Below are 11,250 nucleotides of genomic sequence, written 5' to 3'. Positions count from 1 at the left end.
ACCAAGGGTGCGGTCGAAGCGTTGGAGGCACGTCTCAAATGACGATCATCAGCAAAGAGCGGATGTACGAAGTCATCCGCGCCCCGCATATCACTGAAAAGTCGACGCTGATTTCTGAACACAACGCCGTTGCGTTCAAAGTTGCGATCGACGCCACCAAGCCGGAGATCAAGGCTGCTGTGGAAGGTCTGTTCGGGGTGAAGGTCAAGGCGGTCAATACCTCTGTGGTAAAAGGCAAGACCAAGCGTTTTCGCGGTACTGTCGGTCGCCGGAGCGATTTCAAGAAAGCGATGGTTACCCTCGAAGAGGGTCAGTCCATCGACGTGACGACGGGAATCTAAGACATGGCTTTGAAGAAGTTTAAACCAACCTCTCCTGGTCGCCGTCAGCTGGTTCTTGTCGATCGTTCCGATCTCCACAAGGGCAAGCCGATCAAAGCGTTGACCGAAGGTCTTCGCAAGAAAGGTGGCCGTAACAACTCTGGTCGTATCACCGCCCGCCGTATTGGTGGTGGTCACAAGCGTCGTTACCGCATTATCGACTTCAAACGTACCAAGTTTGATGTCGTTGGTACGGTCGAACGTCTGGAATATGATCCGAACCGCACGGCGTTTATCGCCCTGGTTCGTTATTCCGATGACGAGTTGGCCTACATCCTCGCACCGCAGCGTCTTGCTGTCGGCGACAACATTGTTGCAGCCGAACGCGTAGACATTAAGCCGGGTAATGCCGCACCGCTGAAGAATATTCCGGTCGGTACCATCGTCCATAACGTCGAACTGAAAGCCGGTAAAGGTGGTCAGATCGCACGTTCGGCAGGCACCTATGTGCAGCTTGTCGGCAAGGACCAGGGTTACGCCCAGCTTAAGCTGTCCTCCGGTGAGGTACGTTTGGTTCGTGGTGAATGCATGGCTACCATCGGTGCCGTGTCCAACCAGGACCAGCAGAACACAAACCTTGGTAAAGCAGGCCGCAATCGCTGGCTTGGCAAGCGTCCTTCGGTTCGTGGTGTTGCCATGAACCCGATCGATCACCCGCACGGTGGTGGTGAAGGTCGTACTTCTGGTGGCCGTCATCCGGTATCGCCTTGGGGTGTTCCGACCAAGGGTTACAAGACGCGCAAAAACAAGCGCACCACCAAGATGATTGTCCGTAGTCGCTCTAAGCGCTAACGGCAAATCAACAGCGGAAAAGAGGAAGCAACAGTGCCACGTTCACTGAAGAAAGGTCCTTTTATCGATCTTCACCTCATTAAGAAGGTCGAAACAGCGATCGAAAAAAATGATCGTCGTCCAATCAAAACCTGGTCGCGGCGCTCAATGATCATGCCAGAAATGGTTGGTCTGACGCTGGCAGTACACAATGGTCGTCAGCACGTGCCCGTCCTGGTGAATGAAGAAATGGTTGGACACAAACTTGGCGAGTTTGCGGCTACCCGCACCTATCGCGGTCATGTCGCAGACAAAAAAGCGAAAAAGCGCTAAGCGCTAATAGTGCCTACGAGGTAACACGATGGAAGTAGCAGCAAAACTCAGCGGTGCTCGTCTGTCGGCGCAAAAAGCGCGCTTGGTAGCCGATCAGATTCGCGGAAAAGGTGTAGAGGAGGCGTTGGACCTTCTGGCATTCAGCCCTAAAAAGGGCGCCGCGATTATCAAGAAGGTGCTCGAGTCCGCAATTGCGAATGCCGAACACAACGAAGGCGCCGACGTCGATGAACTGAAAGTGTCCACGATTTTTGTGGATGAAGGTTTGAGCATGAAACGTATCAAGCCTCGCGCTAAAGGTCGTGCTGATCGCATTCTTAAGCGCACTTGTCATATCACCGTTAAAGTAGCCGACCAGTAAGAGAGCAGGCGTTATGGGTCAGAAAGTAAATCCGACAGGTATTCGTCTGGGTATCGTCAAGAAGCATACCTCAGTGTGGTATGCCGGCAGCGATCAGTACGCAGACAAACTCAACAATGATTTGGCAGTGCGTTCTTACATTCAGGGCAAATTGTCCAGCGCGTCTGTAAGCCGCGTGGACATTGAGCGTCCCGCCAATACCGCACGTATTACCATTCACACTGCCCGTCCGGGCATCGTGATTGGTAAGAAAGGCGAAGACGTGGATCGTCTGCGTGCAGAAGTGAGCGAGCGCATGGGTGTGCCAGTGCACATCAACATTGAAGAGATCCGTAAGCCTGATCTGGATGCTTCACTGGTTGCCCAGAATGTCGCTCAGCAGCTGGAGCGCCGCGTGATGTTCCGCCGTGCCATGAAGCGTGCCGTGCAAAACGCCATGCGTCAGGGTGCGGAAGGTATCAAGATCCAGGTGGGAGGCCGCCTGGGGGGTGCCGAGATCGCTCGTAGTGAGTGGTATCGTGAAGGCCGCGTACCGTTGCACACATTGCGTGCAAACATCGATTACGCAACCGCCGAAGCGTCAACCACCTACGGCATCATCGGTGTGAAAGTTTGGATTTTCAAGGGTGAGGTCATCGGCGATATCGACGAAGCTGAAGCTGCACCTAAGAAAAAAGGCTCTAAGTCCAAGTAAGGGGTACGCAAGATGCTGCAACCAAAGCGTACGAAGTTTCGCAAGCAAATGAAGGGCCGCAACCGCGGCTTGGCCCATCGGGGCGCCAAAGTAAGCTTTGGTGATTTTGGCTTGAAAGCTACTGGTCGCGGTCGCATTACAGCTCGCCAAATTGAGGCGGCCCGTCGTGCGATGACTCGTCACATTAAACGTGGCGGTAAAATCTGGATTCGTGTGTTTCCAGATAAACCAATTACCGAGAAGCCCCTGGAAGTACGTCAGGGTAAAGGTAAGGGTAACGTGGAATATTGGGTCGCGCAGATCCGTCCTGGTAAAGTCCTGTATGAGATGGATGGCGTCAGTGAAGATCTGGCTCGAGAGGCCTTTGCGTTGGCCGCAGCCAAGTTGCCTATTACAACAACTTTCGTAAAACGTTCGGTGATGTGATGAAAGCTTCAGAACTCCGGGAAAAATCCGTTGAAGAGCTGAACGGCGAACTGCTGACTCAATTGAAAGAGCAGTTCAAGCTGCGTATGCAGGCTGCTACTGGCCAGCTGGGTCAGACTCACCTGCTCAAGCAAACTCGCCGCGATATTGCTCGAATTAAAACGGTGCTTAAACAGAAGGCAGGTAATTAACGATGACTCAGGCAGATAATCTGGCTCGTACACTGACCGGCAAGGTTGTTAGCGACAAGATGGATAAAACCATCACAGTGCTGATCGAGCGTCGCGTAAAGCATCCGCTTTACGGCAAGTATGTGAGCAAGTCATCAAAGCTGAAAGCGCATGATGAAAACAATGACTGCAAGATCGGTGATACGGTGACTATCGCTGAATCTCGTCCGCTGTCAAAGACCAAATCATGGGCTTTAGTGAACATTGAAGAGCGCGCTACTGAAATCTAAGTGATTCAGGCGACTTAATAGTTTCGGAGACGGACGATGATTCAAACAGAAACCTACTTAGATGTAGCTGATAATAGCGGCGCTCGTCGGGTTCAGTGCATCAAGGTTCTTGGCGGCTCCCATCGGCGCTATGCCGCTGTGGGTGACATCATCAAAGTTACTGTGAAGGAAGCGATTCCTCGCGGTAAGGTGAAGAAAGGCCAGGTGATGAAAGCGGTGGTAGTGCGCACCAAGAAAGGTGTTCGCCGCCAGGATGGTTCGTTGATCAAGTTCGACGACAACGCTGCTGTGCTGCTGAACAACCAGGATGCTCCGGTGGGTACTCGTATCTTTGGGCCGGTGACTCGCGAGTTGCGTGGCGAGAAGTTCATGAAAATCATTTCTCTCGCACCGGAAGTGCTGTAAGCACTTGGTACGGGCAGAGAGCTGAGGGCAGACAAATGCGAAAGATTAAACGTGATGACGAAGTGATTGTTATCGCTGGTCGCGACAAAGGTAAGCGCGGGAAAGTTACCCGTGTGTTGGCTGATGGCCGCCTGATCGTGTCTGGTATTAACATGATCAAGAAGCACCAGAAACCGAATCCGCAAATGGGCGTGCCCGGCGGAATCGTAGAGAAGGAAGCCTCGATCCAGGCCTCCAACGTTGCCATTTACAATCCGGCGACTCAGAAGGCGGATCGTGTTGGCTTCAAGATCCTTGAAAACGGCGACAAGGTCCGCGTTTTCAAATCCAATGGCGAAGCCGTAGAGGCGTAAGTAGACATGGCTAGGCTAAAAGAACTGTACAGCAAAGAGCTCGCGCCCAAGCTGAAAGATGAGCTGGGTCTCGCGAACGTGATGGAAGTTCCGCGCATCACCAAGATCACCATTAACATGGGTGTCGGTGAGGCTGTGGGCGACAAGAAAGTGCTTGAGAATGCGATCGGTGACTTGGAAAAAATCGCCGGCCAGAAGGTCGTGATTACCAAGGCACGTAAGTCAATCGCGGGTTTCAAAATCCGTGATGGCTGGCCGATTGGCTGCAAAGTAACTCTGCGTAAAGATCGTATGTATGAGTTTCTGGATCGCCTGGTCAGCATCGCTATTCCGCGCATTCGCGACTTCCGGGGTATCAGCCCGAAGCAATTTGACGGCCGCGGTAACTTCTCCATGGGCGTAGGCGAGCAGATTATCTTCCCGGAAATTGACTACGATAAGGTCGATAAGCTCCGCGGTCTGGATATTTGTATCACAACGACAGCACGGAACGACGAGGAAGGTCGCGCGCTGTTGAAAGCGTTCAACTTCCCGTTCAAAGGTTAAGGGTAGCGTCATGGCTAAGAAATCAATGGTTGCACGCGAAGTAAAACGTGCCCGCACAGTCGCCAAATACGCCGCTAAGCGCGCGGAACTGAAAGCGATTATTGCCAGCCCTGCTTCTTCCGAAGAGCAAGTCTGGGAAGCGCAGATCAAACTGCAGCAGCTGCCTCGCGATGCGAGCCCGAGCCGCGGGCGTCGTCGCTGTCGCGTAACTGGCCGTCCGCACGGTGTGTATCGCAAGTTCGGCTTGTGCCGCCACAAGCTGCGTGAAGCTGCCATGCGGGGCGACGTTCCCGGTTTGGTCAAGTCCAGCTGGTAAGCCCAGGGCTTAACATTAGGAGCAGAATCAGATGAGCATGCAAGATCCGTTGGCCGATATGCTGACTCGCATTCGAAACGCCCAGCAGGTGGGAAAGTCGAATGTCACCATGCCCTCTTCCAAACTGAAGGCCTCTGTGGCAAAAGTTCTGGCAGAAGAAGGCTACGTTGATAGTTTCTCAGTGAGCGAGGGTGCCAAGCCCGAGCTGACCATTGAGCTGAAATATTTTGAAGGTAAGCCGGTTATTGCTGAGCTGGATCGGGTCAGTCGCCCCGGCTTGCGCAGTTATGCTGGTAAGTCGTCCATTCCGACCGTGCGCGGTGGTCTGGGCGTTGCCATCGTTTCTACCAGTAAAGGTGTTATGACTGATCGTGCCGCTCGCGCCGCTGGCGTCGGTGGTGAAGTCCTCTGCACAGTATTTTAACGGGAAGTCGTCATGTCACGAGTTGCAAATAGTCCGGTTGAAGTACCGTCCGCTGTTAAGGTCACCCTTCAGGGTCAGAGTCTTAGCGTTAAAGGCGGAAAAGGTACATTGGCTCTGGAAATTCACGACAGCGTTGAAATCCAGCAGGAAGAAAACCTGCTCAAGTTCACCGCTCGTGATGGGGCCAAGCAGTCCCGCGCGCTGGCAGGCACCATGCGTGCTCTGGTCGGCAGCATGGTAAAAGGCGTAGATCAGGGCTTCGAAGAGAAGCTGCAACTGGTCGGCGTTGGTTATCGTGCCAAGGCGTCGGGTAAAACTGTAAACCTGTCTGTCGGTTATTCTCAGCCGATCGATTACACCTTACCGGAAGGTGTAACGGCGGAATGTCCGGCCCAGACAGAAATTGTGCTGAAGAGCGCTGACAAGCAGCTGCTCGGTCAGGTGGCATCCGAGATTCGCGCATTGCGTGAGCCCGAACCCTACAAGGGTAAAGGCATCCGCTATGCAAGCGAACAGGTTCGCCGTAAAGAAGCCAAGAAGAAGTAGGGCCAGGATATGAGCGATAAGAAGCAATCTCGTCTTCGCCGTGCGCGTCGTGCCCGTGCCAAGATTCGTGAACTGAGTGTTAACCGTCTGTCTGTTCATCGTACCCCGCGTCATATTTACGCGCAGGTTATTGCAGAAGATGGCGGCCGCGTATTGGCCAGTGCCTCGACGTTGGACAAAGATCTGCGTCAAGGCAAAACGGGTAACAGCGAGGCGGCGAAAGCTGTCGGCGCTCTGATTGCAGAGCGCGCTAAAGCTGCCGGTGTCTCCCGGGTGGCGTTCGACCGTAGTGGGTTCAAGTTCCACGGTCGCGTAAAAGCCCTGGCTGACGCTGCGCGTGAAGCTGGACTGGAATTCTAAGGGTTAAGATATGGCATACGCGAAGAAAGAAGAAGGCAACAACGAAGGCTTCCAGGAAAAGCTGGTACAGGTCAATCGTGTTGCCAAGACTGTTAAAGGTGGTCGTATCTTTGCCTTCACCGCACTGACCGTGGTTGGTGACGGTAACGGTAAGGTCGGCTTTGGCCGCGGTAAGGCACGTGAAGTGCCGGTTGCTATCCAGAAAGCAATGGAAGCCGCTCGCCGTAACATGATCGACGTTGAACTGAACGGTGATACTATCCAGTACCCGACCAAAGGTCGTCATGGCGCCTCCAAGGTGTTCATGCAGCCGGCCTCCCAGGGTACCGGTGTTATTGCTGGCGGTGCCATGCGCTCTGTGCTGGAAATTGCCGGTGTTCAGAACGTACTGGCCAAGTGCTACGGTTCTACCAACCCGGTAAACGTTGTTCGTGCCACTTTTAACGCGCTGAAGTCTATGGCGTCTCCGGACTCTGTAGCGGCCAAGCGTGGCAAAAGTGTCGAAGAGATCCTGAATTAATTGGCGTTGCCAGTTAACTGATTGCGGAATACGACCATGGCTAAGAAAATGATCAAAGTGACTCAAGTCCGTAGTACCGCGGGTCGCCTGAAGAAGCATCAGGCTAGCGTTGCCGGTTTGGGTCTGCGCCGTATCGGCCACACCGTTGAGGTGGAAGACACTCCCTCCGTGCGTGGGATGATTAACTCTGTAAACTATCTGGTACAGGTAGAGGGAGAATAAGATGCGTCTTAACGAGCTGAGTCCCGCCCCCGGTAGCACCCATAGCAAGAAGCGCGTGGGTCGCGGTATCGGTAGTGGCCTGGGCAAGACCGCCGGTCGCGGTCACAAAGGTTTGAAGTCCCGTTCCGGTGGTAGCGTTGCTCCGGGCTTTGAAGGCGGTCAGATGCCGCTGCAGAAGCGTCTGCCGAAGTATGGTTTCAGTTCTCGCATTGGTCGTGTCACTGCCGAAGTTCGTCTCTCAGAGCTGAACAAGGTGGAGGGCGATACCATCGATATCGAAACTCTGAAGCAGGCCGATGTCATTGGTGCTAACATGAAGCGCGCCAAGATCTTCGCATCTGGCGAGCTCAGCAAAGCGGTTACCGTACGCGGTATTGCGGTCACCAAAGGTGCCAAGGCTGCGATTGAAGCAGCCGGCGGGAAAGTCGAAGAGTAAGGGGCGCCAACATGGCAACTCCCGGTAATCCTTCGTTGGGGAATCAGAAAGGTCTGGGCGAGCTTTGGGCTCGCCTACGTTTTTTGTTCCTGGCGATCGTAGTCTACCGAATTGGTACTCATATTCCGGTTCCCGGTTTGGATCCCGAGCGGATTGCCAACCTGTTTAACCAGAATCAGGGTACCATTCTGGGTATGTTCAACATGTTCTCCGGGGGTGCCCTGGAGCGCATGAGTATTCTGGCGTTGGGTATCATGCCGTACATCTCTGCATCTATTATCATGCAGTTGATGACCGCCGTGACTCCCTCGCTGGAGCAGCTTAAGAAAGAAGGTGACGCGGGTCGCCGCAAGATCAACCAGTACACCCGTTACGGTACGGTGGTGCTGGCTACGGTTCAGGCGATGGCAATGTCAGTGAGCTTTTCCGGGTTTGCTTATGGTGGCGAAGCGGATTTTGCGTTTCACTTCATTGCGGTCACCTCTCTGGTTACCGGCGCCGTCTTCATGATGTGGTTGGGCGAGCAGGTCACTGAAAAAGGTATCGGCAACGGCATTTCAATGCTCATTTTCGCCGGTATTGTGGCGGGTTTGCCGAGCGCGGTCGGTCAGGCGTTTGAGAGTGCCCGTCAGGGCGATCTGCACCTGCTACTGTTGCTGGTGATTGCGGTCATCGCGTTGGCGGTAATCTGGGGTGTGGTCCGGGTAGAACGCGGACAGCGTCGGATTACGGTAAACTACGCGAAGCGTCAGCAGGGACGTAATGCCTATGCCGCTCAGACCAGTCACCTGCCGCTGAAGATCAATATGGCCGGCGTGATTCCGGCGATCTTTGCCAGCAGTATTCTGCTGTTCCCGGCGTCCATTGCCCAATGGTTTGGCGAGGGCGGCGATGGCTTCGCCAGCGACTTCCTTCAGGATCTCGCTCTGGCGATTGGTCCGGGTCAGCCTCTGAACATTCTGCTGTTCGCGGCGCTGATCTCGTTCTTCTGCTTCTTCTACACGGCGTTGATGTTCAACCCGAAAGAAGTCGCGGATAACCTGAAGAAGTCCGGTGCCTACATCCCGGGGATTCGCCCGGGTGAGCAATCGGCCCGCTATATCGACAGTGTCCTGACCCGTCTGACGGTAGTGGGTGCTGTTTATATGTCGGCTGTGTGCCTGATGCCCCAGTTCCTGGTGGTGGCGGCCAATGTTCCCTTCTACTTGGGGGGCACGTCGTTGCTGATCGTGGTAGTGGTGGTCATGGACTTTATGTCCCAGGTTCAGGCGCACTTGATGTCTCATCAGTACGAGTCACTGATGAAGAAGTCTAACTTGAAGGGATATGGCAGCGGCAACGCTCGCTAATCCCCATTACTAGGGTAGGATCATGAAAGTTCGTGCTTCTGTTAAAAAGATCTGCCGCAACTGCAAGATGGTTAAGCGCAACGGCGTACTGCGAGTAATTTGCCACGCTGAGCCTCGCCACAAGCAGCGGCAGGGTTAAGAATTGGACGCCCGGCCCCCCTCCAGGGGCGGGGCGTACATGAGGGGGCGTTGACTGTCGTCCGGGGAGAAATCCCCGGGCTATTGATTTTTGGTGATTTTACCGCTATCCTTGCGCGCCTTTTAGGGTGTTGGGTGGCGTAAGTTGCCGTCAACGCTGCAATTTTAGTGTTACTGGAGTAATTTGAATGGCCCGTATTGCTGGTGTAAACATACCAGATCACAAGCACGCGGTTGTCTCCCTGACTTACGTCTATGGGATCGGCCGTACTACTGCGCAACAGATCTGTGCCGCTACTGGCATCGCCGAAGACGCCAAAATGGGTAGTCTTTCCGAGGAACAGCTCGACGCGATCCGTAACGAGCTTGGCAAGCATACCGTAGAGGGTGACTTGCGCCGTGTTGTGTCGATGAACATCAAGCGTCTGATGGACCTGGGCTGCTATCGCGGTCTGCGTCACCGTCGCAGCTTGCCGGTCAATGGTCAGCGTACCAAGACCAACGCTCGCACACGTAAGGGCCCGCGCAAGCCGATTAAGCGTTAATCGATCTGCGCCAGTCATTCAAATACGGTAACTACAGGTTAGGAAGAGATTGCTATGGCGAAGCCAGGTAATAAAACCGCAACGAAAAAGAAAGTCAAGAAGACGGTGGTCGATGGGGTTGCCCACATCCACGCGTCCTTCAATAACACCATTGTCACTATCACCGACCGTCAGGGTAATACCCTGAGCTGGGCTACCTCTGGTGGTTCTGGCTTCCGCGGTTCGCGCAAAAGCACCCCGTTTGCTGCCCAGGTAGCTGCGGAGCGCGCCGGTGAGGCAGCGAAAGAATACGGTCTTAAGAACCTCGACGTAGAAGTGAAGGGCCCTGGCCCTGGCCGCGAATCCGCAGTTCGCGCACTTAATAATGTTGGTTACAAGATCACCAACATTGTCGACGTTACGCCGATTCCGCACAACGGCTGCCGTCCTCCCAAGAAACGTCGAGTGTAAGGGGAACTAGATAATGGCTCGTTATATTGGACCTACATGTAAACTGTCCCGTCGTGAAGGCACCGACCTCTTTCTGAAGAGTGGTGCTCGTGCGCTGGATTCGAAGTGTAAACTGGAAAGCGTTCCTGGCCAGCATGGTCAGCGTCGTGGTCGTCTGTCTGACTATGGTGTGCAGCTGCGTGAAAAGCAGAAGGTACGTCGCACCTATGGCATGATGGAAAAGCAGTTCCGCAGCTACTACCAAGAAGCCGCTCGCCGTAAGGGTGCCACCGGTGAGAACCTGTTGAAGCTGCTCGAAGGCCGCCTTGATAACGTTGTGTACCGGATGGGCTTTGGCTCTACCCGTGCAGAAGCGCGTCAGCTGGTGACCCATAAGGCGATCAGCGTCAACGGCAAAACCCTGAACATTCCGTCCTATCAGGTGCAGGAAGGTGATGTGGTTGCCGTTCGCGAGAAGGCCAAGAATCAGTTGCGTATTCAGAACGCCCTGACCCTTGCCGGCCAGCGCAGCAATGTTGAGTGGATCGATGTGAACGCGGACAAGAAAGAAGGTGTTTTCACCCGAGTTCCCGATCGCAGTGAATTGCCCGCTGAAATCAACGAGAACCTTATTGTCGAGCTTTACTCCAAGTAAGGGACTAACCGCTAACAGGTGTGGCTATGCAGACTGCAGTAAACGAATTTTTGACTCCGCGTCATATCGATGTGACCGAAAACAGCACGACCCACGCTCGAGTGGTGTTGGAGCCGCTTGAGCGCGGTTTCGGTCACACTCTGGGCAATGCCCTACGGCGTATTCTGCTCTCCTCCATGGCGGGCTGTGCCATTACTGAAGCCGAGATTGACGGTGTGCTGCACGAGTACAGCGCAATTGAGGGTGTGCGGGAAGACGTTATTGAAATCCTGCTCAACCTCAAGAACGTTGCGGTTGTGATGCACGGTAAGGATCGCGCGGTTCTGACTCTGAAGAAGAAGGGCCCGGGTGTCGTTACCGCCGGAGATATCCAGGTTGATCACGATATTGAGGTGAAAAACCCCGATCACGTGATTGCCCATATCACCGGTGATACCGAGCTGAACATGCGCCTGACCGTGGCTCGTGGTCGCGGCTACGAGCCGGCTGACGCCCGTCGTCACGACGAGGACGAAAGTCGCGCGATTGGTCGCCTGCAGCTGGATGCGACTTACAGCCCGGTCCGTCGTCTTGCCTATACG

At 54.3% G+C, this 11,250-nt stretch carries 24 protein-coding genes; all 24 read left to right on the top strand.

Annotated features, from left to right (window positions below):
- The first annotated feature begins 38 nt into the window (after positions 1-38).
- Complete coding sequence (locus B3520_RS07700; RefSeq protein ID WP_007091505.1) at positions 39-341, top strand: 50S ribosomal protein L23; 303 nt, start codon at positions 39-41, stop codon at positions 339-341.
- Positions 342-344: 3 nt separating this feature from the next.
- Positions 345-1,172 (top strand): 50S ribosomal protein L2, encoded by an 828-nt coding sequence (gene rplB, locus B3520_RS07695; RefSeq protein ID WP_286875799.1) that lies wholly within the window; start codon positions 345-347, stop codon positions 1,170-1,172.
- 33 nt (positions 1,173-1,205) lie between these two features.
- Positions 1,206-1,484: a 30S ribosomal protein S19 gene (gene rpsS / locus B3520_RS07690; protein WP_024462478.1), complete on the top strand. Its 279-nt coding sequence runs from the start codon at positions 1,206-1,208 to the stop codon at positions 1,482-1,484.
- Positions 1,485-1,512: 28 nt separating this feature from the next.
- Positions 1,513-1,845 (top strand): 50S ribosomal protein L22, encoded by a 333-nt coding sequence (rplV, locus tag B3520_RS07685; protein WP_024462479.1) that lies wholly within the window; start codon positions 1,513-1,515, stop codon positions 1,843-1,845.
- A 13-nt stretch (positions 1,846-1,858) separates the two neighbouring features.
- Positions 1,859-2,539, top strand: a complete 681-nt coding sequence (rpsC, locus tag B3520_RS07680; RefSeq protein WP_024462480.1) for a 30S ribosomal protein S3 — start codon at positions 1,859-1,861, stop codon at positions 2,537-2,539.
- 12 nt (positions 2,540-2,551) lie between these two features.
- Positions 2,552-2,965 (top strand): 50S ribosomal protein L16, encoded by a 414-nt coding sequence (gene rplP, locus B3520_RS07675; RefSeq protein ID WP_024462481.1) that lies wholly within the window; start codon positions 2,552-2,554, stop codon positions 2,963-2,965.
- Positions 2,965-3,156: a 50S ribosomal protein L29 gene (gene rpmC, locus B3520_RS07670; RefSeq protein ID WP_024462482.1), complete on the top strand. Its 192-nt coding sequence runs from the start codon at positions 2,965-2,967 to the stop codon at positions 3,154-3,156. Before rplP ends, rpmC begins: the two co-directional genes overlap by 1 nt.
- 2 nt (positions 3,157-3,158) lie before the next feature.
- Positions 3,159-3,425 carry a 30S ribosomal protein S17 gene (gene rpsQ, locus B3520_RS07665; protein ID WP_024462483.1) on the top strand — a complete coding sequence of 89 codons (267 nt, stop codon included), beginning with the start codon at positions 3,159-3,161 and terminating at the stop codon, positions 3,423-3,425.
- Positions 3,426-3,461: 36 nt separating this feature from the next.
- Positions 3,462-3,830: a 50S ribosomal protein L14 gene (gene rplN / locus B3520_RS07660; RefSeq protein WP_024462484.1), complete on the top strand. Its 369-nt coding sequence runs from the start codon at positions 3,462-3,464 to the stop codon at positions 3,828-3,830.
- Between the two features lie 35 nt (positions 3,831-3,865).
- Positions 3,866-4,183, top strand: a complete 318-nt coding sequence (gene rplX / locus B3520_RS07655) for a 50S ribosomal protein L24 (protein ID WP_024462485.1) — start codon at positions 3,866-3,868, stop codon at positions 4,181-4,183.
- A gap of 6 nt (positions 4,184-4,189) precedes the next feature.
- Positions 4,190-4,729 (top strand): 50S ribosomal protein L5, encoded by a 540-nt coding sequence (gene rplE, locus B3520_RS07650; RefSeq protein WP_024462486.1) that lies wholly within the window; start codon positions 4,190-4,192, stop codon positions 4,727-4,729.
- A 10-nt stretch (positions 4,730-4,739) separates the two neighbouring features.
- Positions 4,740-5,045: a 30S ribosomal protein S14 gene (gene rpsN / locus B3520_RS07645; RefSeq protein ID WP_024462487.1), complete on the top strand. Its 306-nt coding sequence runs from the start codon at positions 4,740-4,742 to the stop codon at positions 5,043-5,045.
- A 31-nt stretch (positions 5,046-5,076) separates the two neighbouring features.
- Positions 5,077-5,469, top strand: a complete 393-nt coding sequence (rpsH, locus tag B3520_RS07640) for a 30S ribosomal protein S8 (RefSeq protein ID WP_024462488.1) — start codon at positions 5,077-5,079, stop codon at positions 5,467-5,469.
- Between the two features lie 12 nt (positions 5,470-5,481).
- Positions 5,482-6,015, top strand: coding sequence for a 50S ribosomal protein L6 (gene rplF / locus B3520_RS07635; protein ID WP_024462489.1), 534 nt, complete (start codon positions 5,482-5,484; stop codon positions 6,013-6,015).
- A gap of 9 nt (positions 6,016-6,024) precedes the next feature.
- The gene (gene rplR / locus B3520_RS07630) at positions 6,025-6,375 is read left to right on the top strand and encodes a 50S ribosomal protein L18 (RefSeq protein ID WP_024462490.1); all 351 of its coding nucleotides are present in this window, start codon (positions 6,025-6,027) and stop codon (positions 6,373-6,375) included.
- Between the two features lie 10 nt (positions 6,376-6,385).
- Positions 6,386-6,895, top strand: coding sequence for a 30S ribosomal protein S5 (gene rpsE / locus B3520_RS07625; RefSeq protein WP_024462491.1), 510 nt, complete (start codon positions 6,386-6,388; stop codon positions 6,893-6,895).
- A 36-nt stretch (positions 6,896-6,931) separates the two neighbouring features.
- On the top strand, positions 6,932-7,117 hold the full coding sequence (rpmD, locus tag B3520_RS07620; RefSeq protein ID WP_024462492.1) for a 50S ribosomal protein L30: 186 nt from the start codon (positions 6,932-6,934) through the stop codon (positions 7,115-7,117).
- 1 nt (position 7,118) lies between these two features.
- A complete protein-coding gene (gene rplO / locus B3520_RS07615) occupies positions 7,119-7,553 on the top strand; it encodes a 50S ribosomal protein L15 (protein WP_024462493.1) in 435 nt (144 codons plus the stop codon).
- A gap of 11 nt (positions 7,554-7,564) precedes the next feature.
- Positions 7,565-8,902 carry a preprotein translocase subunit SecY gene (secY, locus tag B3520_RS07610; protein ID WP_024462494.1) on the top strand — a complete coding sequence of 446 codons (1,338 nt, stop codon included), beginning with the start codon at positions 7,565-7,567 and terminating at the stop codon, positions 8,900-8,902.
- A 22-nt stretch (positions 8,903-8,924) separates the two neighbouring features.
- Positions 8,925-9,041 carry a 50S ribosomal protein L36 gene (rpmJ, locus tag B3520_RS07605; RefSeq protein WP_081666256.1) on the top strand — a complete coding sequence of 39 codons (117 nt, stop codon included), beginning with the start codon at positions 8,925-8,927 and terminating at the stop codon, positions 9,039-9,041.
- A 187-nt stretch (positions 9,042-9,228) separates the two neighbouring features.
- Positions 9,229-9,585 (top strand): 30S ribosomal protein S13, encoded by a 357-nt coding sequence (rpsM, locus tag B3520_RS07600; RefSeq protein ID WP_024462495.1) that lies wholly within the window; start codon positions 9,229-9,231, stop codon positions 9,583-9,585.
- A 54-nt stretch (positions 9,586-9,639) separates the two neighbouring features.
- Positions 9,640-10,035, top strand: a complete 396-nt coding sequence (gene rpsK, locus B3520_RS07595) for a 30S ribosomal protein S11 (protein ID WP_024462496.1) — start codon at positions 9,640-9,642, stop codon at positions 10,033-10,035.
- Positions 10,036-10,048: 13 nt separating this feature from the next.
- The gene (gene rpsD, locus B3520_RS07590; RefSeq protein ID WP_286804489.1) at positions 10,049-10,669 is read left to right on the top strand and encodes a 30S ribosomal protein S4; all 621 of its coding nucleotides are present in this window, start codon (positions 10,049-10,051) and stop codon (positions 10,667-10,669) included.
- Between the two features lie 26 nt (positions 10,670-10,695).
- A partial coding sequence (locus B3520_RS07585) for a DNA-directed RNA polymerase subunit alpha (RefSeq protein WP_286875794.1) occupies positions 10,696-11,250 on the top strand: 555 nt, incomplete at its 3' end.

It is taken from the genome of Marinimicrobium sp. UBA4509, assembly GCF_002388575.1.
In the GTDB taxonomy this organism is placed as follows: Bacteria; Pseudomonadota; Gammaproteobacteria; order Pseudomonadales; family Cellvibrionaceae; genus Marinimicrobium; species Marinimicrobium koreense.
The sequence above is the reverse complement of the archived record's forward strand: the minus strand, read 5'-3'. Positions and strand labels throughout refer to the sequence as shown.